Raw genomic sequence first — 22195 nt, forward strand, 5'->3', positions numbered from 1 at the left:
CTCTCGAACATGAATTGGTAAGGAGTACCGATGAAGAATTGTTTTTCTCGCAGAATGTTTGTTGTTTTTGCCCTTGTCTTGAGCCTGGCAGCCGGCCCCGCTGCGGCTGCCGATGAGGTGCGCTTTGTCAGCGTCAGCTGGACCGGCGTCACCGTCAAGACCGAGATCGGCGTGCGTATCATGCAGGCGCTGGGCTACGAATCCTCCAACACCATGGTGTCGGTTCCGATTGCCTACAAGGCCATGGAGATGAACGACGCCGATATCTTTCTCGGTAACTGGATGCCGTCCATGGCCACGGTCGCCAACAAGTTTTTCGAACGCGGCACGGTGGTCAAATATGTCGCCAATATGCCGGGTGCCAAATACACCCTGGCGGCGCCGTCCTATGTGGTCGACGGCGGACTGAAGGACTTCTCCGACATCGCCCGCTATGCCGACAAGCTTAATCACAAGATTTACGGTATTGAGGAAGGCAACGACGGCAACAAGGTGATCGAAGAAATGATCGAACAGGATATGTTCGACCTCGGCGACTTCGAGCTGATCCCTTCCAGCGAAGCGGGGATGCTGGCTCAGGTGAAGGCCTTTACCCAGCAGGATAAATGGGTCGTCTTTCTGGGGTGGGCGCCGCATTACATGAATGAAATCATCGACATGAAATACCTCACCGGCAGCACCGCGGAAACCTTCGGCGACAATGACGGCACCGCGACCGTCTATACCAATATCCGCAAAGGGTTCGACAAGGAAACCCCCAACGTTGCCAATTTCCTGCAGCAGTTCATCTTTCCGATCCCGATGATGAACGAGATCATGGCCACGCTGCATGAAAACGATGGTCTCAAGCCCTATCAGGCCGGCATGCACTGGGTCGCCCAGCATCCCGAAATCTATCGCGGCTGGCTTGAAGGGATAAAAACACTGGACGGCGAACCGGCGCTGCCCGCTTTCGAGCGCTATCTCGAAGAAGAGGGCCCGTTCGCAGAGCTGTAAGATCACAGAATAGGGGACCGGCTCTTAATCCCCAGGTTTTGAATTGTCTTTGAATTTTTTTTTGAAAGCAGCAGGAGAATTGTGATGCTTAACAACGTAATGCGTTCTTTGATGATCTTTTTCACGGCCCTGACCGTTTTTCTCACACCCGCCCTTGCGATGGCCGATATCAATCTGTATGAGCGCAGCGGCGCTTCTCTCGATTTCGGCCTCAACCTCGGTGCCGGTGTGTTCAGCGCTGACAGCACCGGGTTCGGCGGCCGTCCGGACGAGGACAATACCGGCTGGTCAGAGTATTATGTGATGCCGATTCTCAAAGGTTCTTATGACACAGGTGAGTTCGGCATGTTCTATGGTGAGCTGGCCTATGCCGGTGCCCGCACCCTGGGGGACGGCGATCTCGCTGATCCTTTCCCGGGGGGCAGTCCTGAGGTTGGTTTCACCGACGGCGATTCCAAGGGCTGGGAGTCCGAGCGGGCCTATGTCGGTTGGCGCTCAGGCAGCCTGTTTCAATCCCTGGGCGAAGACGCCATCGATATCTCCGTCGGCGAGCAGGATTTCTCTATCGGTGACGGCTTTCTGATCATGGACGGTCAGTTCGATTACAAGGATGGCGCCTACTGGCTGGCACCGCACAGTTCCTTCGACCAGGCGGCGGTGATCAACATCAACACTCAGCCGGTGCGCGGCGACCTGTTCTATCTCAAATCCGATGCGGATCAGGGCGATACTGAACTCTACGGTGTCAACGTCGAGCATATCAACGAGACCCTGGGGACCGTAGGCGCAAGTTATTTCAAAATCACCGACTCAGACTACAGCAACCGTGATGGGATGGATGTCTACAGCGTGCGCGGGCAGGGGACGCCTTTTGCCAACCTGGGCGCCGAAGACCTTTTTCTGGCCGGCGAGTATGTCTACCAGGGCGGCGGTGACGATCTGGATGTCGATGCTCATGGCTGGTACGGTGAGGCAGGCTACACCTTCTCTAACTGCCCCTGGAACCCGACCCTGAGCTACCGTTATGCTTTCTTCAGCGGGGATGATGAGGATAGCAGCGATTATGAAGCCTTCGATCCGCTCTTCTACGGCTTCAGCCGCGGCTGGGGCACCCATTACATGGGTGAGATCGTCGGTGAATACTACCTGTTCAACAGCAACCAGCAAGTTCACATGGTGCATCTCAATGCGCTGCCTACGGAGAAGCTCTCTACCGGTGTGCTCTATTATGACTTCACCCTCGATGAGAAAACCGAGGGCCGCAATGACCATTTTGCCCAGGAAGTAAACCTGTACGCCGACTATACCGTCAATGACCACCTCTATCTCTCGGCAGTTTTCGCATATGCGACCCCGGAAGATGCCGCCGAGGAATTGTACGGCAGCGACGACATGAAGTTGTTCCAGGTCGCTGCATTCGTCACATTCTAAAAAGAAATACCGTAACGGCGATTATAAAAAAGGGGACAGGCTGCTTTATCCAAAAGCAGCCTGTCCCCTTTTTTTCTGTCCCCTTTTTTTCGAGTGAGGAGTGAGGGGTAGAATCGTGATCGAAATCAGTTTTTTACGCTTTTTCTCTTCACTCTTTACGCCTCACCCCTCACCCCTCACGGATTCAGGTTGTTACGCAGTGATCAGAGAGTGTTTTTGCTTGCCGCACCCTGGCTGCCGCGCCGACTGCGCTGGCGGCGGTTGACGCCGGTGGGTTGCGCACCGGCGGGGCGACCGGCCTGATCGGCCTGCTGGCGCCGAGTCGTATTGGCAGAAGCAGGGGAGCTTTTTCTGCCGTTTCCTGCGGCGGCAGCCTTGCGGGGCCGGTTCGGTTGGCGCGGCGGACGGGCGAATTCGCGATCTTTCTGGGGCGCCGGGCTGTTGTAGTCAAAGCTGTCAAGCTTGTGTCGCTCGACGCTTTTGCCGAGTGTGCGCTCGATGGCTTTGACCATCGCCCCGTCATCGCCGGTCACCAGGGTGAAGGCGTCGCCGCTGCGCGCGGCGCGCCCGGTGCGGCCGATCCGGTGAATGTAGGCTTCCGGGGTGTCGGGAATGTCGTAGTTGATTACATGCGAAACCTGGCTGACGTCGATGCCGCGAGCGGCAATGTCGGTGGCCACCAGAATCTGGAAGCTGCCGTCGCGAAACCCTTCAAGAGCGGCCTGGCGCTTGTTCTGCGAAAGGTTGCCCTGCAGGGATGCGGCGCGGTAGCCGGCCTTGTCCAGCTTTTCGCCGAGGCGTTTGGCGCGATGCTTGGTGCGGGTAAAGATCAGAACCGAGCCCGTATTGGCCTTCTGTAGCAGTTCAAGCAGCAGAGGGGTCTTGAGGTGCTGCGAAACCGGATAGAGGGCGTGACTCACCGTGGTGGCCGGGGCGACGGTGCCGACCTGAACGGTCACCGGATCGCTCAGGACTTCCTGCGCCAGATGCTTGATTTCATCGGGCATAGTCGCCGAAAAAAGGAGCGTCTGCCGTTGCCGGGGCAGATGCTTGAGAATGCGGCGAATCGCCGGGAAAAAGCCCATGTCGAACATCTGATCGGCTTCGTCGAGGACCAGCACATCGAGATTGGAGAGGTCGATGGTGCCCTGTTCGATATGATCGAGCAGGCGTCCCGGGCAGGCGACCACGATTTCAGTGCCCTGCTTGAGCTTTTTGATCTGCGGGTTGATGCCTACGCCGCCATATACCGTCGCGCTGCGCAGGCGGGTCTCACGGCCCAGCGTAATGAAGTTGTCGTTGATCTGCTCGGCCAACTCGCGTGTCGGTGCAATGACCAGGGCGCGCACGCAGTTGCGCTTGCCCTTTGTCAGACGATCGAGGATAGGCAGTGCGAAGGCGGCGGTTTTGCCAGTGCCGGTCTGGGCAAGCCCCATAACGTCCCGTCCGTCAAGCACCTTGGGGATGGCCTGCTCCTGAATGGGAGTCGGGGTGTCGTAGCCTGCGGCCTTGATGCCGGCAGAAACCTGGGGTTGGAATGCGAATGCGGAAAAACTCATGATGTATCTTGATCCTTATATTCAACGTCGAACTTCAGCGTCATATCGGCCGTGCCGCGGCTGTCGCCGGCGGAGTGAGGTGGCCCCAGGTGTGTTGCGTCCTGGCCTGTTCCCTTGAAGGGCTGAAAATCGAGGGTGATGAGAGAGGTGTCGCACAATAAAAAAGCCCCGGAGGATTCCGGGGCTGACGATTGTGATTCGTTTTTTTCCGGGAACAGCATGTTTACCTGGCGAAGAGTATCAGTTCTCCTGTTGGAATGTCAAGTTTCATCGCATTTATGGTCTGTTGGCAATGCGTGAAATTGATAGGCGTCAGGAGGTCATGCGGGTGGTGGGCGCATCGAGAGGCAGCCCTTTTTCGGTGGCGCGGGAGAAATCCTCACGGCTGTCGAGGTGGAAGATTTCCGTGCGGTTGCGGCCGTTGCGCTTTGCAGCATAGAGAGCACAGTCCGCCTGTTCGATAAGCAGGTGCGGATCCCGCAGGTCGCCCGAGGCGCAGCTGATGCCGACGCTGACGGTCAGCGGCTGGCGGAAATGACTGTAGCTGCGCGCCAACTCGGCGATCTCGCCATGTACGCGTTCGGCCAGGATACGGGCGCTGGGAATGGGCGTATCGGGCAGCACCAGTGCAAACTCCTCCCCGCCGTAGCGAAAGGCCATGTCGGATTTCCGCACCGTCTGCCGCAGCACGCGGGCGATCGCCTGCAGCACCGTATCGCCGAGCTGGTGCCCGTAGGTGTCATTGATCCATTTGAAATGGTCGACGTCGATCAGCAGCAGCGAGAAGGGCGTATCGGTGCGGGTGCTGCGCGCCGCCTCCGATTCAAGGGTTACGTCGAAAAAGGCGCGGTTGCACAAACCGGTAAGGCTGTCGGTCAGGGCCATGCGTGCCAGGTCTGCGCGAGCCTTGCGCAGATTTCTCAGCGAAGTTCTTGTCTTGAGGCGGGCCCGGATGCGGGCTTCGATCTCGCGGCGCGGTACGCGGAAGCTCAGGGCGTCGTCAGCGCCAAGCTCAAGGGCGGCCACGCGGTTATCCACATCATACTCTTCAGTAAAGACCATGACCTGGATGTCTTTCCAGGCATCGCGTTTAGACAGGTCCTTGAGCCAGAGCAGGTCGCCTTCATGGTCACGACGCGCGCTGCTGAAGATAATGTCGACGCCTTTTTCCTCCAGCGCAGCCATCAGCTCCTGTTCATTGCGGCAGCGCAGAACCGATTCGAACTGGCCGGTGCAGGCGGACATTGCAGCAAGGGCGTCAAGGTGATCGGTCGAATGAGCGAAAATGAGTGCCTGAGGCTTCATAGGGCTCCGTCCTTTGGCGGCTTGCGTTCAAGCCGTGAAGCAAGTTGGTTTGCGGCATTGCGGTCTTCAATATACGTATCGACAGGACTGTCTATAAAAATTAGCGAAATCTCAGATTTTATGTATGATTTTTGTTCGTCCCATTATAGGGAAATCGACGGAAAAATCATTAAAGAATCGACCTGCCCGTGTCGATAAGTCTGGCATGAATATTGTGCCTCCCGTTTCATTGCCTCAGATCGTGGTTCATCCCGCTTCGCAGCCGGCTCATCTCAGTGGTGAGGAGCGGCGCAACGATCTGCTCATGCATCAGATGATCCGTGCCACCGTGCAGGAAGGGGGGCAGGAAAAAGCACTGCTGCAATTCGGCGACCGTACACTCTGGGTGCAGAGCAAGGTGGTTTTGCGTGCCGGGGAGCAGCTTAATCTGCAGGTGGTGGAAACTCACCCGGAATTAAAGCTGAGAATTCTTGATTCGGGACTGCTCGAACGACTGGGGCGTTCTCTCTACCTGCTGAGCGATAAACCCGACATGGCAGCGCTGACGCGGGATCTGGCCGCGCGATCAGGATCTTCGCCCGAGGCTCGCACCGCCAATTTGCAGGGACTGCTCAGTTCCCTGACCCGTTCTCCCGAGATGGTCGCTTCCGGCGGCGCCGGATCGACCCCGCAGCTTTCCGAGGACCTGTCTCTGCTTGCCCGCCGCCTTGGGCTGGGCTATGAAAGGCAGATTCTTTCCGGACAGGCGGACCAGGCCGCTGCATCCCTGAAAAACGCGGTGCTGGAACACCTTGGCCGGCTGGATCAGTCCATGCGAACCGTCGAACAGGGAGTTCGCCCCCTGCAGCAGGCCTTGACCCAGCTGCCCCAACTGATGTCGGAATCCCCGGATGCCGCCACCCGCCTTGCTGCGTTGCCGCAGGGAGTCAAAGCGGTGCTGGAGCCGTTGTTGGCGCTTGCACAGGCCAACCCGTCGGGGTTTGGACGTGAGCAGGCTGCACCCCTGTTGACCGCTTTCGGCCAGGCACTGCAGGCCTGGATTTCTGAAGAGACTGTCGGCAGCGGCGCCATCGAGCAGAAGCTGAGGGGCCTGGCCGATTCCTTTGCGGCGGCCGTATCGAACGGCACCACATTTGAGGCGCGAACGCTCCCTTTGGATGGCGGTCTGCGCGATCTGTTGACCACACTGCTGAGGCTGGTGAGAGGATCTCCCCGGCAACTGGCCGGGGCGGAAGGGGAAGAGATCGCCCGCCGCCTGCAATTATTTATCGGGCGGGAAGTTGCATCGTCCGTGGCCACTGCTCTCGAACAGACGCAAGACGCCTTGCGCCACATCGAGCTGTGGCAGATGTGCCGCGCGCGCCTGGCGGAAATCGGCGTTGATTTCCTGCCGCTGCCGCTGTCTTTCCTGGAGCGCGGCTATCTGCTGGCCAGGCGGCATCCGGAGCAGGATGGGGGCAGCGGCAAAGCCGGGTCGGGACAGAGTCATTCCCTGTCGCTTTTCCTGGAACTCGAAGGGCTTGGCCGGCTGCAGATCGATTGTCTGTATCAGAATCAGGGTTTGTACCTGCGATTTGCCTGTCGGGACCAGGAGGTGGCCTCATTTCTCGGAGCCGCCCAAGATGAGTTGCGTCAGAACCTTGGGGAGACTGCACTTCTGGGCGCGTCCTTCTCCTCGGGCGCCGAGGACCCGGCACAGGCTCTGATCCAGCGCCTGATACCTGCTGAAACCCATCTGCTTGACGCCCGCGCCTGAGCGGGGAGGTCTTCAATGAAACAGGAAGGAAGCCGCAAAGCCGTGGCCTTGAAATACGATCCCCAGCAGGCGGGGGCGCCCCAAGTCATTGCCGGCGGCCGCGGCGAGGTCGCAGCGCGCATCATCGAACTGGCGCAGGAAGCGGGGGTGGAGGTTGTCGAAGATCGCGACCTGATCGAGATCCTTGCACAGGTGCCTATCGGCGAGGAAATCCCCGAAGATCTGTATGTCGCCGTCGCGGAAATTCTCGCCTTTGTCTATCGCATGAACGGCCGCTACCGCAAAGATCCTGAGCAGGGCCCGTTGCGCTGATGGCGGAGCGGGAAAAACTCTTTACAACACCGCCGGGTTCATGTATCTTTTCCCCCCTGCGGAGAGGTGACCGAGTGGCCGAAGGTGCACGACTGGAAATCGTGTGTACCGCAAGGTACCGAGGGTTCGAATCCCTCCCTCTCCGCCATATTTAAAAATCCCCGGGAGGGATTCGAAGCGGAGCGAGCGCCGCCTGTGGCGGAAAAGCGGCCCAGGACGGGCCGCGTCAGCGAGCGCAGGGGAGCCGACGCCGGAGCCGCCGTGATGGCGGCGACAGAGTGGGCGAATCCCTCCCTCTCCGCCATATTTAAAAATCCCCGGGAGGGATTCGAAGCGGAGCGAGTCCATTTTTCTCGTTCTCCGCCTCTCTCTTTAACTCTGCGTCTCTGCGTTAATAAATTGCCGATAGAAGTGACAGCCGGGTCCCGTGCAACGGACGGTCGCCAACCCCGTCAGGCCCGGAAGGGAGCAGCGGTAACGACTGGTTCCGTGTGCCGCGGGGGTGCCTGGCTGTCACTTGTGCCGGCAATTCTTTTATCGGGACGCTGACGTCCGACCCTTCTACGGAGTCACAGCACCGCATGTCCTACCTGGTACTGGCCCGCAAATGGCGACCGCAGACGTTCTCCGACCTGATCGGGCAGGAGCACGTCAGTCGCACCCTCGGCAATGCCATCCGCACCGACCGGGTGCACCACGCTTTTCTGTTTACCGGCGCGCGCGGCGTCGGCAAAACCTCTGCTGCGCGCATTTTCGCCAAAGCCCTTAACTGCGAACAGGGCCTCAGCGATACGCCCTGCAACCAGTGCCCCACCTGCGTAGAAATCACCAACGGTCACAGCGTCGATGTCCTTGAGATCGACGGCGCCTCCAATACCGGCGTCGATGACGTGCGCGAGTTGCGCGAAAGCATCCGCTATCTGCCTTCGCGGGCGCGCTACAAGATCTTCATCATCGACGAAGTCCATATGCTCTCCAACAGCGCCTTCAACGCCTTGTTGAAGACCCTCGAAGAGCCGCCGCCGCACGCCAAATTTGTCTTTGCCACCACCGAGCCGCACAAGATTCCCGCCACCATTCTGTCGCGCTGTCAACGGTTCGACTTCCGCAAGATCGCCCTGCCGCACGTTGCCGAGCGGTTGCGCTACATCGTCGACCAGGAGGGCATCCGCGTCTCCGATCATGCACTGGCACTGATTGCGCGGCGCGGCGAGGGGAGCATGCGTGACGCACTCTCGGCGCTTGATCAGGTGATCGCTTTCTGCGGCGAGGAGGTCCGGGATGAGGATATCCTGACTCTTTTCGGACAGGTCGAACGGCGCATTCTTCTCAATGCCATCGAGGCGATTCTGCGCCGAGACCCCCGGCGTGCCCTTGATGTGGTGCGCCGTGTCGACGATCAGGGCCAGGCCCTGCGCCCGTTCTGCGGGCAGCTGGTGGAGTCCTTTCGCACCCTGGTGCTGCTCAAGGTGGCGGATGATGCCTGCGACCTTGTGGATGCGACTCCTGAAGAGCTTGAAGAATTTCGGGTCCTGATTGAGATGGTCTCTCTTGAGGATCTGCAGCGCATTCTCACTCTCCTTATGAAAGTGGTCGGCGAGTTGCCCGCTTCGTCCTTTCCGCGCTTGACGCTGGAAATGGCGCTGGTTCGGTTGACGGCTCTGCCGCCCGCCCGGGAGGTGGGCGCGCTGATTCGCAAGATGGAGGATTTCGAGCGGCGCCTGGGGGGGGGCGAGGCGCTTCGAAGCAGTACGCCTTCCACATCCGGGGGCACGCCCCCTCTGCCGGACCCGCCGTCCGATCCTGTTCGCCGTTCCGCTCCGTCAGAGAGGGAGTCTTCGGCTGTGCCCGTACCGCCGCCGGTAGAACCCTCTTCCGCACCGTCGCCTTCGTCGCCCCGGCAGCAGTCGCCGCCCGACCGCGCTGGGGCCAAGGGCCGCAATTGGCAGGGGCTGGTGGACAAAATCCGCAAGGTCAAACCGCTGCTTGCCAGCTTTCTCGAGCATGGCAGCCTGGTTTCCTCCGAGCTTCCGCATCTTGAGATTGCTTTTCCCGCCGGTTCTTTTTATCTTGAACAGCTCAAGGATGCCGAAAAACTGGCCCAGCTCGAAAAGCTGGCTACCCAGTATTTCGAACAGGCCGTGAAGTTGAAAGTATCCATCCTTGACGGCAACGGGGCGGCCCCGCCGCCGCTGGTGGAGGAGCGTCGTGCCCGGCAGGAATCCCGGCGTGACCAGTTGCGCAGGGAGGCGCTCGATCATCCGAAAATCAGGACGGTGCTGGAGATTTTCGGTGGTGACGTCAAAGAAGTCAAGCCACTGGCCCCTACTCAGGGTGAGCCGTCTTCGGAGTAGAGGCCATCAATAGATTGAGGTCGGTACCGCCGACCGTTTCAGGAGGAAGAAAAGCATGGCAAAAGGTTTAGGCAATATCATGAAGCAGGCCCAGATGATGCAGCAGAAGATGGCCAAGCTGCAGGAAGAGTTGGCGGAACGAACCATCGAGGCGACTGCCGGCGGCGGCATGGTGACCGCTGTGGCCAATGGCAAGCAGCAGATCGTGTCGCTGAAGATTGAGAAGGAAGTGGTCGATCCCGATGATATTGAGATGCTGCAGGACCTGGTGATGGCCGCTGCCAACGAGGCGTTGAAAAAAAGCCAGGAGATGATGCAGGAAGAGATGGGCAAGATCACCGGCGGCTTTAACCTGCCCGGCATGTTCTGAGAAATGCAACCAAATTCGGCCGAAAAAGGCCGCCCTCGGCCAAGGCCGGCGGCGGCCTTTTTCTTTAACACAGGTAAAGATAAAATTTAGTTTCAGTAAAATAGAGACCTTCCGCAAAAATTCTGATAGACTAGCTTTTCGGTAGGGATTTTGCTCAACAAAGTATTTAAATTTTTAGCATCACAAAAAAAATTTCGCCCCTTTAAAAAAATAAAACGGCATTTTAAAATGTTTGGATTTTTATCGCGCTCATGTTAGACTCCATCCCGTCATTTTCAAGGCTGGTGGCCGAGATGTCGAAACTGCCCGGGATTGGCCGCAAAACAGCGGCACGGCTTGTGTTTCACATGCTGAAACAGCCTGTTTCCGAAGCAGAGGCCCTGGCCGCGGCCATTGTCGAACTCAAGCAGCGCGTTGTCCTGTGCTCACGCTGTTTCGGCTTGACCGAGGACGACCCCTGCGAGCTTTGCCGTGATCCGTCCCGCGATGAGCATCTTCTGTGTATCGTTGAGCAGCCGGGTGATATGATCGCCATTGAACGTAGTCGCTCTTTTCGCGGACGCTACCATGTGCTTCACGGCGCCTTGTCGCCTCTTGACGGCGTGGGCCCGGAAGATCTCAAAGTAGCTCAGCTTGAAAAGCGGTTGGAAAACGAACCGATCCGCGAAGTGGTGGTGGCGACCAATTTTTCGGTTGAAGGCGAGGCGACGGCTCATTTTCTCGCCGACCTGATCAAGGCGCACGGGATTCGGGTGACGCGCCTGGCCTATGGAATCCCCATGGGCAGCGATCTTGAGTTCGTAGACGAGGCGACCGTCAACAGGGCCGTTTCCGGCCGTCGTGACCTGTAATTTCCTGAAAAATCAAAAAGTCCGGAAATGCCTCGAGCATGATTGTTTTTTGGGCTTTTTTTCGTATACTTTGAATCTTTCGACACATTGCCCCGCGAATTTCTTTTGGGCGCGGTCCGGTGTATTTATCCGGTTCTTAAAACCTTGTTGCAACCTCTCGCATGGACGTACGTTATTCTGTGTTCGCCGCGAATTGTGCGCGGCACGACCGTTTCAGCAGGATAGAGATGACACAAAGGAGGAGTTTCGATGTCGCAAAACGGTAAAATGGTGACTATTGACGGCAATACCGCGGCGGCCCACGTCGCCCATGCCACCAACGAGGTCTGCGCGATCTATCCGATCACCCCGTCCTCGGTGATGGGCGAGATCTGTGATGCCAAAAGCGCGATCGGCGAGAAAAACATCTGGGGCACGATCCCCAAAGTGGTTGAGTTGCAGTCCGAAGGCGGTGCCGCCGGTGCCGTACACGGTGCCTTGCAGGGTGGGGCGTTGACCACCACCTTCACCGCATCGCAGGGCCTGCTGCTGATGATTCCCAACATGTACAAGATCGCCGGCGAGTTGACCCCGACGGTGTTTCATGTTTCCGCCCGCGCCATTGCGGCGCAGGCGCTGTCGATCTTCGGCGATCACTCCGATGTCATGTCCTGCCGTCAGACCGGTTGGGGGATGCTGTGTTCCAACAACGTACAGGAGGTCATGGACCTTGCCTGCGTCGCCCAGGCGACTACGCTTGAGTCCCGCGTGCCCATCCTGCACTTCTTCGACGGCTTCCGGACCTCGCACGAAGTGCAGAAGGTCAATGAGCTCTCCAATGAAGAGATGAAGCAGATGATTGACGACGAGCTGGTGCGCGCTCATCGTGCCCGCTCCATGTCGCCCGATCATCCCGTCCTGCGCGGTACCGCTCAGAATCCCGATGTCTACTTCCAGGGGCGTGAGACGGTCAACAAGTATTACGAGGCCTTCCCCGGCATTCTGCAGAAGCAGATGGACAAATTTGCCGACATCACCGGCCGTCAGTACAAGCTGGTGGAATATGTCGGTGCCCCCGACGCCGAGCGTGTGGTGGTGATCATGGGCTCGGGCGCCGATACCGTGCACGAACTGGTCGATCACCTGGTCTCCCAGGGCGAGAAGGTTGGCATGCTTAAAGTACGCATGTTCAACCCCTTCCCGGTTGACGGGCTGGTTGAAGCATTGCCGAAAACAGTGAAAAAGATTGCCGTCATGGACCGCACCAAGGAGCCCGGCTCTCTCGGCGAGCCCCTTTATCAGCTGGTGCGTACTGCCATTGGCGAAGCCATGGCCGACGGCAAGGTCGATTACAAGGGGTATCCGGCGATCGTCGGCGGCCGCTATGGCCTCGGTTCCTATGAGTTCTCCCCCGGCATGGCCAAGGCCATCTTCGACAACCTTGCCCAGGATAAGCCGAAGAACCACTTCATCGTCGGCATCAAGGACGATGTGACCGATGCCAGCCTCGACTTCGATGCGGATTATCAGGTTCCCCAGGAAGGCGTCTACCAGGCGCAGTTCTACGGTCTGGGCTCCGACGGCACCGTGGGCGCCAACAAAAACTCCATCAAGATCATCGGCGAAACCACCGATAACAATGTGCAGGCCTACTTCGTCTACGACTCCAAAAAAGCCGGCAGCATGACCACCTCTCACCTGCGCTTCGGCAAGACGGTCATCCGCGCTCCCTACCTGGTGAAAACCGCTGATTTCGTTGCCTGCCACAATTTCGCCTTCCTTGAGAAGTACAACATGCTCAAGGCGGCCAAAAAAGGCGCGACGTTCCTGATCAACTCGCCCTACAACAAGGACGAAGTGTGGGAGAAGCTTCCCCGGGAAGTACAGCAGACCATCATCGACAAGCAGCTCAAGCTCTACGTCATCGACGCGGTTAACCTGGGTGAAAAAATTGGCCTCGGCCCCCGTATCAACGTCATCATGCAGACTGCCTTCTTCAAGATCTCCAGCATCATCCCCTTCGATCAGGCGGTGAAGGAAATCAAGGACGCCATCGTCAAGAGTTACGGTAAGGCCGGCGAGAAGGTCGTCAACATGAACTACGAAGCGGTGGACGCAGGCGCCAACAATATCGAAGAAGTTCAGGTGCCTGGTCAGGTTTCCAGCGATATCAAGATGAAAGTCGGGCTCGGCAGCAACGCTCCCGATTTCGTGCGCAATACCATCGGGCCGATCATCGACGGCAAGGGCGACGAGCTTCCGATCTCGGCCATGCCTGCCGACGGCACTTTCCCCACCGGCACCGCCAAGTGGGAGAAGCGCAATATCGCGATCAATATCCCGGTATGGGACGAAGAGCTGTGCATCCAGTGCGGCATCTGCTCATTTGTCTGCCCCCACGCCACGATCCGCATGAAGATCTACGACGGCGACAAGCTGCAAGGCGCGCCCGAGACCTTCAAGGCTGTCGACGCCAAGGGCAAGGGGATGGAAGGCAAGAAGTTCACCCTGCAGGTCGCGCCTGAGGACTGCACCGGTTGCGGCGCATGCGTCTACAACTGCCCGGCCAAGAGCAAAGAGGATCCCAAGCACAAGGCCATCAACATGCAGTTCCAGGCCCCGCTGCGCGCCCGTGAAGCGCAGAACTGGGATTTCTTCCTCAGCCTGCCTGAAACTGACGCGTCCCTGGTCAGCCGCGCCACTCTCAAGGGCACTCAGCTGCTGCAGCCCATGTTTGAATTCTCCGGTGCCTGCGCCGGCTGCGGCGAGACGCCTTTCGTCAAATTGGCCAGCCAGCTCTTCGGCGACCGTATGCTGGTGGCCAACGCCACTGGTTGCTCCTCGATCTACGGCGGCAACCTGCCCACCACGCCATGGTCGACCCGCGAAGATGGACGCGGCCCGACCTGGAGCAACTCCCTGTTCGAGGACAACGCCGAGTTCGGCTACGGTATGCGCCTGGCGGTGGACAAGTTCAATACCTACGCCCTCGAACTACTTGATCGCATCGGTGAGTGTCCCTGCGATGCCTGTAAAGGTCAGGAGGCCCTGTTCAACGAGATCAAGAAGGCCGACCAGTCGACACAGGAAGGGATCGAGGCTCAACGTGAGCGCGTGGCGAAGCTCAAGGGCGTTCTTGAGAAGTGCACCGATGAAGATTCCAAAAACCTGCTGTCCGTAGCCGATTATCTGGTCAAGAAATCGGTTTGGATCATGGGTGGCGACGGCTGGGCCTACGATATCGGCTATGGCGGTCTCGACCATGTCCTCGCGTCCGGCGAAAACGTCAACGTCCTCGTTCTTGACACCGAGGTTTATTCAAATACCGGCGGCCAGGCTTCCAAGGCCACACCGCTCGGTGCGGTGGCCCAGTTCGCTGCGGGCGGCAAGCGCATGCCGAAGAAAGATCTTGGCATGATCTCCATGACCTACGGCAACATCTATGTCGCCAAGGTGTCGCTGGCCAACCCGAACCAGGTCGTCAAGGCGTTCCTGGAAGCAGACGCTTATGACGGGCCGTCCCTCGTCATTGCCTACACCCACTGTATTGCTCACGGCATCAAGATGGACAGCGCGATCGAAAACTGCAAGAAGGCGGTCGCCTCCGGTCACTGGCCGCTGTTCCGCTTCGATCCGCGTCTGGCGGCAGAAGGCAAGAATCCGCTGCAGTTAGACAGCAAGGACACGACCATCTCCTTCGAGGATTACGCCTCGGCTGAAAACCGGTACAGGGTTCTAAAGAAAACCAACCCGGAAATGGCCGCCAAGCTTATGGATCAGGCCAACAAGTACACCTCTTCCCGCTTCGATCTCTACCGCAAGCTGGCGGAAATGAACACGGATTGGGGCGTTAAGTAATTCTTGCTTCAATCGGCATAACCTGAAAAAAGCCTCCGGCCCATAATGAGTCGGAGGCTTTTTTGCGTCCAGAATTATTAAGGTTCACATTTTGCACAGATAAAAGTGCTGAAGTTAAAATTTCTTGATACCTCCCGTCGCCGGGTGCTATAACGATGGCTGGCGCATCCACCCTAATCAGGAGTGAGAACACATGTTTGGTCACCAGTCTCCTTTCGTGATGTATGACGAGGAGCTTCACAAGATAAACGCTGTCATCGAGAAACTGCTGCGCGAGTCCAACGCCAAAGTTGTCTTTCTGGTGGACAAAAATGGTCAGCTCATCTCGGCGGTCGGCGAAACGAGCGATCTCGATACCACCAGTCTTGCCTCGTTGACCGCAGGCAATATTGCTGCGACCGGCGGCTTGGCCAAGCTTATCGGCGAGAAAGAATTTTCCATCCTGTTTCACGAAGGGGAAAAAGACAACCTGCATATCTCCATCGTGGGTGGGCGTGTTATCCTGGTGGTGATTTTCGATCAGCGCAGCTCCCTCGGCCTGGTTCGGTTGCGCGTCAAAAAGGCCAGTCGGGAACTTGACGCGATCTTCGACCGACTGGCGGCCAAAACTGCCGAGGTGGAGCGCACTGGCGGCATGGAAAGCCCCTTTGCAGAGATCACCGACGACGACATCGATAATCTCTTTCGTTGAGGCCAGTGACGCATGTCCTTCATTAATTACGCTTCACGCGAGATCAATTGTAAAATCGTCTATTACGGGCCGGGGTTGTGCGGCAAGACCACCAACCTGCAGTACGTCTACCAAAAGACCGCACCCGAGGCCAAAGGCAAGATGATCAGCCTGGCGACCGAGACCGAGCGCACGCTCTTTTTCGATTTCCTGCCGTTGGCCCTTGGTGAGATTCGCGGCTTTAAGGTTCGTTTCCACCTCTACACCGTGCCGGGACAGGTTTTCTACGACGCCTCGCGCAAACTGATCCTTAAAGGGGTAGACGGCGTGGTGTTTGTCGCAGACTCCCAGGAAGAGCGTCTCGACGCCAATATCGAGAGCCTGGAAAATCTCAAGTACAACCTGGAAGAGCAGGGAATGCAGCTCGAAAAGCTCCCTTTCGTGATCCAGTACAATAAGCGCGACCTGCCTAATATCAGCTCCGTTGAAGAGCTCAGCGAGCTGCTCAACCCGGATCGCGTCCCCGAATTCGAAGCCTGCGCCATGACCGGAGAAGGGATATTCGAGACCCTCAAAGCGGTCGCCAAGCTGATTCTGGTTGACCTGCAGAAAGGGCGGCGCTGATCTGAGGAAAGAGAGCGCCCCGCCGCTGGAGTCCTGACATGGCAAGAGCGAAACTGATCACAGCCCTCGTACTGGTTATCGTAGGACTCATCGTTGTTCTCCAGAACACTCAACTCGTCGAGATCAAGTTCCTTCTCATGGCGGCGACCATGCCGCTAGCCGCTCTTCTGGCCCTCACCATGATCATCGGGATCGCCGTTGGAATGCTGATCGCGCTTGGACTGTCCGCCAGGAAACCCAGAAAGACTGAAAAGGCACACCGTGCAGGGCACTGACCACTGCATCCCTCTCCGTCGGCCGCAATTTTCGCATATCTTCGCCGTGTACGCACGACCCGAATGCCTCTCACTCTGAGGGTGAAAATCATGCCTTTGACGCTGCAAGGCAACTATCGATGGCTGAACAAAGCTCCTTGAGCTGCACCGGTTTTGTCAGGACCTTATCCATGCCCGCCGTCAGGCACTCCTCGATGATCTCGCTACGGGTATGACCGGTCAGGCCGAGGATGCAGATTTTTTTACCCTCTTCAGCCTCACGGATTTGCCGAGTGGCTTCCAGGCCATTCATCTCAGGCATCTGCAGATCCATCAGGATTAGATCGAAATTGCCTTCTTTCCACTTCTGAACTGTTTCGCTGCCGGTCCCGGCGGTTTCTGATCGCCAGCCGTAGTGGGTCAAAATCGTCTTGATCATATTCCGGATTATCGGTTCGTCCTCGGCCAGCAGGATGCACGGGCTAGAAAGCGGGGCGGCTTTTTTTTCACCGTGGTCCACGGGCAAAGAGGACCTGTCGGTCGTTGCAGTTTTGAGCGGAAGGGTGAAGAAAAAGACGCTCCCACCCCCTGGCCGTGCTCTTAATCCAATTCGACTTCCCCCCATAAGATCGATCAACCTCTGGGACATGGTCAGCCCCAGGCCGAGGCCGCCATGCCTGCGCGTAAACGATCCATCGGCCTGGCTGAAGTGATGGAAGATTGTCTCCCTTTTTTCTTCAGGGACGCCGATGCCGGTATCACTCACGGAAAACTCCACAAAGTCGCTACAGGATCGTACGGAAACACGCACATCTCCTTCAGCGGTGAATTTGATGGCATTATCGATCAGATTGACGAGAACCTTTTCCAGCCGGTCAGGATCGCCGACAAACGATGCGGGGGGCGTTGAGCAGATCTCCATGATCAGTTGAAGATTTTTCTCTTGAGCCTCGGCGCTTATCCTCTGAAGGGCGTTCTGTACACAGCCCTGAAGATCGAAAGGCTCCCCTTCGATTTTAATTCCCTGCGTCTCTGGATGCGCAAACATGGTATCCGCAGCCAATAAAAATAGAACTCTGTTCACCTCAAAAGTCTCAACGTGATCCGTCAGATGCGACAGTAATGTCATATATGACGGATGCGACGGGCGGACTTTCTTTATTCCCCCTGCAAAACTTCTCTTTTTCCCAGCAAAGACAATATCTTGCACCCACCTTGTCTGGCCCTCCTCTCTGGCATGTTAGTTGCGTTTATACTGATTAACGAAGAAGCCGGAACCATCCTGCGTCTGAGCGAGTTACCGCAGGCCGGAAAAGATCCATCGCCTTTTTGGAAAGGAACACAGCCTTGAAACTTGAATTTCGACTTTTCTACTCTTTCCGCACCCTGGTTTTCGTCTTTATCTTTGTTTTTCTGAGCGGTTGCGCGATGACCGGAAGGGAGCGGGCCACAGAAACCACCAGCTCGATGCGAGCCGTGGAAAAAGATTACCAGCAGGCCCTTGTGCAGATTGATGCGACCAACGCCTCCTTGGAGGATCTTCTCAGCCCGCAGCAGGACGATCTGAAAAAGTCCTTTGACGTCTACAGTAAAAATGTCAGCAGAATGGAGAAGCTGGGCAAACAACTGGCCATGCATACCGAAAAGATGACGACCCAGGGCGATGACTACCTGGAGGAATGGGAAAATTCGTACACAAATCCCGAAATCCAGGCGCTCAGCGAACAACGGCGCGTCGAGGTGAGGGAAGTCTACGCAAAAATACCCGCAGCCAGTGTAGGGGTTAAAGGCGCTCTACAGTCCTATTTGACGGATATCAAGGAAATTCAGATGTATCTCGCCAACGACCTTACGCCTCGGGGGATCGATGCCATCAGACCGGTCGCCCGGAAAGCCGTGGTGGATGGCGACAACCTGAAGGAAACCATCAGGCCCGTGCTCAGCGCTTTTGCCAGGATCAGGGCCGCGACTGCCGCGAACGAGTAATAAGTCATCACCGCAAGCTTTGCGCCCGGCGGTAGTCGAACGAGAAAATCAGGGGAGGAAAGCATGACAGTGCAAAAAGCTAACAAGGCATCCCACCTTACAGGTTTGTCTAATATTGAAACTCTTTTAAATATGCTAGCTCATGCTGACGGATTCCCTTCTCCTTTATCTCGTTTTTCGTCTTCACATGTCACATCGAACACTCATATCCACCTCGCGGGCAGGTTTTGGAAGGCAGGGTCGTTGCGACTCAACTTGCTGGAAATAATCATTTAACAAAAAGGAAAAAGGGCCATGCTCGGATCGTTCTGCCGCTGTCCGTATTTCCCCTCTGGTCTCACAGTCGCCAATGAGCCTTGGCCTGGCGGATGTGGTTGGGTTGTTTGGTTCCGTTTGCCGGAACGCATAGCAGAGGGTCTTTGAAAGCGCATTATACCAAGGGTGGAATTCATGATTGACGCCACGATCAAGATGACCGTGCCTGCTGACAAGCGCATTGAGGTTTTACAAACCATCAAATCCCTGCTTGGCCCAATCCGAAAAGAACAGGGTTGTTTGAGTTGTTACTGCTGTCTGGATTCGGAATTGGAACATATCATTATCTTAAGGCAGGAGTGGAACACCGATAAGGACCTGACCGCCTATCTCAAGTCCGGCCACTTCAATATCCTGCTCGGGGCGATGAAGCTGCTTCTCGTCGAGCCGGAGGTCAGATTCAATACCATTGCCTCCACGGCAGGAAAAGAGGTCATAACAGCAGTACGATCGCCAAACGCGGCTCGAGGAACCGCCGATAAGGAAACCATAAAGGTCATGAAATGAAAAATGATAGGAGATCAGTTGAACCGGGCGAGCTGCGCCGCCGCGCGGAAGAAGCTCTGCGCGGTGAAACGCCTGCTCGCCTACCTCGGACCGAAGATGATCCGGTGAGGCTTTTGCACGAACTGCAGGTTCACCAGATCGAGCTGGAGATACAGAACGAGGAGCTGCGTCACGCCAGGAACGAGATGGAGGCGGCGCTGGAGATGTACACCGATCTGTACGATTTCGCCCCTGTCGGTTACGCTACCCTCGATGATGCCGGGATCATCCGCGGTATCAACCTGACCGGCGCCTCCCTCCTGGAAGTGGAACGATCCCGATTGATGGGCCGCCCCTTCGCGCATTTTCTCGCCGCCGAGAACCGCTCTGCCTTCCATGCTTTTCTCGGGCGGGTTATGGCGAGCCAGGTAAAAGACGTATGCGAAGCGCCGCTGGTCGGCAACGGCAAGGAGCCGCGCATTATCCAGATGGAGGCGGTAGCCTGCACGTCGGGGCAGGAGTGCCGGGTGGCGATCCTTGATGTCACCGAGCGCAAAAGCAGCGAGGAGGAAGTCCGAAAGCTGCACGCAGATCTGGAGCGCCACGCCAATGATCTCGAAATCGCCAACATGGAGCTTGAGGCTTTCAGCCATACCGTCTCCCATGACCTGCGCAATCCCTTGGCGGTCATCGACGGCTATTGCCAGTTGATCGTGCATCTATGCGGCGACAGCCTGGATGAGCAGTGCAGGGGATATCTGCACCAGGTCGACCAGGGAGTCAAGAACATGGGCGAGCTGATCGATACCCTGTTGAATTTTTCGCGTTTGACGCACAGCAAACTTTGCCCGGAAACGGTCGATCTCAGCGAAATGGCCCGGTCGATCGCCGCTGACCTCAATAAGGGGCACCCCGACCGCCGGGCGGCTTTCCGCATTGAGCCAGGGGTGAGAGTTCAAGGCGATCCAAAACTGTTGCGGGTCGTTCTGGATAATCTTCTTGGCAACGCCTGGAAGTACACCGGCAAGAAGGAAGATCCGGTCATCGAATTCGGCGCAACAGAAGCGGCGGGGAAGGGCCGGGCCTGTTTCATTCGGGACAACGGACCCGGGTTTGACATCGCGCACGCCGACCTGTTGTTCAAACCGTTCGAGCGTCTTCCCGGCAGCCATGAGTTTCAAGGGTTCGGTCTCGGCCTGGCGACAGTAAAGCGGATCATTCAGGTTCATGGCGGTCGGGTATGGGCAGAGGGGGAGTTGGGTAAGGGCGCCACCTTTTACTTTACGTTGGACTGATTTCCATATCTTTTCCACAAAAGCTGGTAACAGGAAACGATCGGTGCTACACGCAAACTTGTCCGTCCTCCCCAGGCCTGCAGATGCGTAACCAGTGTTCCGTCGCTTTTGCGGTTGGTCATTTCTTGGCATTTCCTCTTGACATCCAATTAGCGGTCCTGTATAAATTTCGCCTGTGTCCGAGATTTTCCCGGACATACCCGTTGGACGCTGTACGGACAGGCAGAAAAAACTACGTAGAATCAAATAGTTGTTCCCCGGTAGCTCAGTTGGTAGAGCAGGTGGCTGTTAACCACCCTGTCGCTGGTTCGAGTCCGGCCCGGGGAGCCAGAATAGAAGCGGCCGATTTCCATCGTGGGATCGGCCGTTTGCATTTTTCAGCTTTGATCGACCTCCGACTCTTTCCCTGTAAACCCCAGCAAAAAAAATTAGTTGAAAGTTCGAGTCCGGCTTGCCTCCATTAGAGGGAGAAGAGGGCGGTGAAGCTATAGCCATCTTTGGTCTGCTGGTCGATCTGGGAGGGGAGTGTGCCGGCGCGGTCGGCCTGATTGCCTTCTGCCTCTCTTCGTTTATCAGCTTTTTGGCTGTTTTCCCATGACACGCCTGGCGACCGACCGCCCGATGGCCAGCGAAGCGGTGGCAGCGGGGGAGGGGGCGTTGAGGACATGGACCGCTCTCTCCTCCTCGACGATGTGAAAGTCATCAAGGAGTCTGCCTTCAGCATCCACCGCCTGGGCGCGCACGCCGGCTCCGCCGGTCGTGATATCTTCGCTGGCCAGCATTGGCAGGAGGCTCTGCAGATCTTTCAGAAAGCGATGTTTACTGAAGGAGCGCAGATACTCATCCAGGGCGAGGCGCCAATAGCGGCGTCCGAGCTGCCAGAAACCCTTATACAGAAAGATCTCCGCGACGTCGCGCAGTGAAAAGCTCAGCCGGTTGTAGCCCTCGCGCTTCAGGGCGAGTACGGCATTCGGACCGGCTTCAATCCCACCATGGATCATGCGGGTGAAATGAACGCCAAGGAAGGGCAGGTTGGGATCGGGGACCGGATAAATCAGATTATTGACCAGACCCTCCCGCTCCTTGCACAGATCATAATATTCGCCTCGGAAAGGGATAATGTGCACCTGTGGATCAGCGCCGCACATCCGAGCCACCCGATCGCTGTGCAGCCCGGCGCAGTTGACCAGAAAACTGCAGAACACTTCGCCCGATGTTGTTTCGAGGCGCAGGCCCTCTTTTCCCTTGTGCACCCGACGCACCTCGGAATCGACGCGGATCGCGCCGCCAGCACCTTCGACCCGCTTTGCCATAGCCTGTGCAGCCTGGGGAAAATCCACGATTCCGGTCTGCGGGACATAAAGACCGGCGATGCCCACCACGTGCGGCTCGTATTCACGCAATGACGTCCTGTCGAGACGCTGCAAACCTTCCAGCCCGTTTTCCCGGCCGCGACGCTCGAGTTCTTCGAGGCGCGGGACTTCTTCCTCGCGGGTGGCGACCACGACCTTTCCGCAGCGCTCGCAGGGGATGTTCTCTTCACGGCAGAAGCGGTAGAGTTCTTCGCGCCCCTCGGTACAGGTGCGGGTTTTCCGGGAGCCAGGACGGTAATAGAGGCCGGAATGGATCACGCCGCTGTTGTTTCCGGTCTGGTGCCGCGCAAGGCCGGCCTCTTTTTCCAGAACGACGATTTTCCCCGCCATCTCACGGCTCAGAGCCAGAGCTGTGGCCAGGCCGACGATGCCGCCGCCGACCACCGCGATGTCAAATGAAGATTGCATGACCTGCTCCTGC

20 protein-coding genes, 2 tRNA genes and 1 other RNA gene are annotated in these 22195 nt (G+C 57.4%); 17 read left to right on the forward strand and 6 right to left on the reverse strand.

Going from position 1 to position 22195, the window contains the following annotated elements; all coding sequences use genetic code 11:
• Positions 1 to 30: 30 nt before the first annotated feature.
• A complete protein-coding gene (locus tag GSUB_RS01255; RefSeq protein ID WP_040198826.1) occupies positions 31 to 996 on the forward strand; it encodes an ABC transporter substrate-binding protein in 966 nt (321 codons plus the stop codon).
• A gap of 84 nt (positions 997 to 1080) precedes the next feature.
• Positions 1081 to 2427 carry an alginate export family protein gene (locus GSUB_RS01260; protein ID WP_052464325.1) on the forward strand — a complete coding sequence of 449 codons (1347 nt, stop codon included), beginning with the start codon at positions 1081 to 1083 and terminating at the stop codon, positions 2425 to 2427.
• A 203-nt stretch (positions 2428 to 2630) separates the two neighbouring features.
• Here GSUB_RS01260 and GSUB_RS01265 read toward each other — a convergent pair whose 3' ends face one another.
• From GSUB_RS01265 to GSUB_RS01275, 3 genes are all read right to left on the reverse strand, one after another.
• Positions 2631 to 3986: a DEAD/DEAH box helicase gene (locus GSUB_RS01265; protein WP_052464326.1), complete on the reverse strand. Its 1356-nt coding sequence runs from the start codon at positions 3984 to 3986 to the stop codon at positions 2631 to 2633.
• Positions 3983 to 4207: a hypothetical protein gene (locus GSUB_RS01270; RefSeq protein WP_040198827.1), complete on the reverse strand. Its 225-nt coding sequence runs from the start codon at positions 4205 to 4207 to the stop codon at positions 3983 to 3985. Before GSUB_RS01270 ends, GSUB_RS01265 begins: the two co-directional genes overlap by 4 nt.
• Positions 4208 to 4298: 91 nt before the next feature.
• Positions 4299 to 5291 carry a GGDEF domain-containing protein gene (locus GSUB_RS01275; RefSeq protein WP_052464327.1) on the reverse strand — a complete coding sequence of 331 codons (993 nt, stop codon included), beginning with the start codon at positions 5289 to 5291 and terminating at the stop codon, positions 4299 to 4301.
• Positions 5292 to 5496: 205 nt separating this feature from the next.
• Here GSUB_RS01275 and GSUB_RS01280 point away from each other — a divergent pair, with 205 nt between their 5' ends.
• The 8 genes from GSUB_RS01280 (at position 5497) to nifJ (ending at position 14771) form a co-directional block, all read left to right on the forward strand.
• Positions 5497 to 7047: a flagellar hook-length control protein FliK gene (locus tag GSUB_RS01280; RefSeq protein ID WP_040198828.1), complete on the forward strand. Its 1551-nt coding sequence runs from the start codon at positions 5497 to 5499 to the stop codon at positions 7045 to 7047.
• A 15-nt stretch (positions 7048 to 7062) separates the two neighbouring features.
• Positions 7063 to 7359, forward strand: coding sequence for an EscU/YscU/HrcU family type III secretion system export apparatus switch protein (locus tag GSUB_RS01285; protein WP_040198829.1), 297 nt, complete (start codon positions 7063 to 7065; stop codon positions 7357 to 7359).
• 60 nt (positions 7360 to 7419) lie between these two features.
• A tRNA-Ser gene (locus GSUB_RS01290) sits at positions 7420 to 7507 on the forward strand.
• Positions 7508 to 7775: 268 nt separating this feature from the next.
• Positions 7776 to 7874: signal recognition particle sRNA small type (gene ffs / locus GSUB_RS18425), an RNA gene on the forward strand.
• 66 nt (positions 7875 to 7940) lie between these two features.
• Positions 7941 to 9713, forward strand: coding sequence for a DNA polymerase III subunit gamma/tau (dnaX, locus tag GSUB_RS01295; RefSeq protein WP_040198831.1), 1773 nt, complete (start codon positions 7941 to 7943; stop codon positions 9711 to 9713).
• 55 nt (positions 9714 to 9768) lie between these two features.
• Positions 9769 to 10083, forward strand: a complete 315-nt coding sequence (locus tag GSUB_RS01300; protein WP_040198833.1) for a YbaB/EbfC family nucleoid-associated protein — start codon at positions 9769 to 9771, stop codon at positions 10081 to 10083.
• A gap of 251 nt (positions 10084 to 10334) precedes the next feature.
• Positions 10335 to 10934 carry a recombination mediator RecR gene (gene recR / locus GSUB_RS01305; protein ID WP_040198835.1) on the forward strand — a complete coding sequence of 200 codons (600 nt, stop codon included), beginning with the start codon at positions 10335 to 10337 and terminating at the stop codon, positions 10932 to 10934.
• A gap of 249 nt (positions 10935 to 11183) precedes the next feature.
• On the forward strand, positions 11184 to 14771 hold the full coding sequence (nifJ, locus tag GSUB_RS01310) for a pyruvate:ferredoxin (flavodoxin) oxidoreductase (RefSeq protein ID WP_040198836.1): 3588 nt from the start codon (positions 11184 to 11186) through the stop codon (positions 14769 to 14771).
• Here the strand turns inward: nifJ and GSUB_RS18920 are convergent.
• The gene (locus GSUB_RS18920) at positions 14764 to 14976 is read right to left on the reverse strand and encodes a hypothetical protein (RefSeq protein ID WP_144401906.1); all 213 of its coding nucleotides are present in this window, start codon (positions 14974 to 14976) and stop codon (positions 14764 to 14766) included. The genes nifJ and GSUB_RS18920 overlap by 8 nt on opposite strands.
• On the opposite strand from GSUB_RS18920, the gene GSUB_RS01315 reads away from it, so the two are divergent.
• Genes GSUB_RS01315 through GSUB_RS01325 form a run of 3 tightly spaced genes read left to right on the forward strand, consistent with a single transcriptional unit; the run spans position 14965 to position 16340 of the window.
• The gene (locus GSUB_RS01315) at positions 14965 to 15462 is read left to right on the forward strand and encodes a roadblock/LC7 domain-containing protein (protein ID WP_040198837.1); all 498 of its coding nucleotides are present in this window, start codon (positions 14965 to 14967) and stop codon (positions 15460 to 15462) included. The two genes, GSUB_RS18920 and GSUB_RS01315, sit on opposite strands and share 12 nt — an antisense overlap.
• A gap of 12 nt (positions 15463 to 15474) precedes the next feature.
• Positions 15475 to 16065 (forward strand): GTP-binding protein, encoded by a 591-nt coding sequence (locus tag GSUB_RS01320; RefSeq protein ID WP_040198838.1) that lies wholly within the window; start codon positions 15475 to 15477, stop codon positions 16063 to 16065.
• 38 nt (positions 16066 to 16103) lie between these two features.
• Entirely contained in the window at positions 16104 to 16340 is a 237-nt protein-coding gene (locus GSUB_RS01325) for a LapA family protein (protein ID WP_052464330.1), read from the forward strand.
• 88 nt (positions 16341 to 16428) lie between these two features.
• Here GSUB_RS01325 and GSUB_RS01330 read toward each other — a convergent pair whose 3' ends face one another.
• Positions 16429 to 17529: an ATP-binding protein gene (locus tag GSUB_RS01330; protein ID WP_144401907.1), complete on the reverse strand. Its 1101-nt coding sequence runs from the start codon at positions 17527 to 17529 to the stop codon at positions 16429 to 16431.
• A 137-nt stretch (positions 17530 to 17666) separates the two neighbouring features.
• Between GSUB_RS01330 and GSUB_RS01335 the strand changes: the two genes are divergently transcribed.
• The 4 genes from GSUB_RS01335 (at position 17667) to GSUB_RS01350 (ending at position 20731) form a co-directional block, all read left to right on the forward strand.
• A complete protein-coding gene (locus tag GSUB_RS01335; protein ID WP_040198840.1) occupies positions 17667 to 18305 on the forward strand; it encodes a DUF2959 family protein in 639 nt (212 codons plus the stop codon).
• 450 nt (positions 18306 to 18755) lie between these two features.
• Positions 18756 to 19127: a putative quinol monooxygenase gene (locus tag GSUB_RS01340; protein WP_052464339.1), complete on the forward strand. Its 372-nt coding sequence runs from the start codon at positions 18756 to 18758 to the stop codon at positions 19125 to 19127.
• Positions 19124 to 20401 carry a sensor histidine kinase gene (locus tag GSUB_RS17780; RefSeq protein ID WP_052464340.1) on the forward strand — a complete coding sequence of 426 codons (1278 nt, stop codon included), beginning with the start codon at positions 19124 to 19126 and terminating at the stop codon, positions 20399 to 20401. Before GSUB_RS01340 ends, GSUB_RS17780 begins: the two co-directional genes overlap by 4 nt.
• Before the next feature lie 254 nt (positions 20402 to 20655).
• Positions 20656 to 20731: transfer RNA gene (locus GSUB_RS01350), tRNA-Asn, on the forward strand.
• Positions 20732 to 20973: 242 nt separating this feature from the next.
• Here the strand turns inward: GSUB_RS01350 and lhgO are convergent.
• Positions 20974 to 22182: an L-2-hydroxyglutarate oxidase gene (lhgO, locus tag GSUB_RS01355; protein ID WP_040198841.1), complete on the reverse strand. Its 1209-nt coding sequence runs from the start codon at positions 22180 to 22182 to the stop codon at positions 20974 to 20976.
• Between the last annotated feature and the right edge of the window lie 13 nt (positions 22183 to 22195).

The organism is Geoalkalibacter subterraneus, assembly GCF_000827125.1.
Lineage (GTDB): Bacteria > Desulfobacterota > Desulfuromonadia > Desulfuromonadales > Geoalkalibacteraceae > Geoalkalibacter_A > Geoalkalibacter_A subterraneus.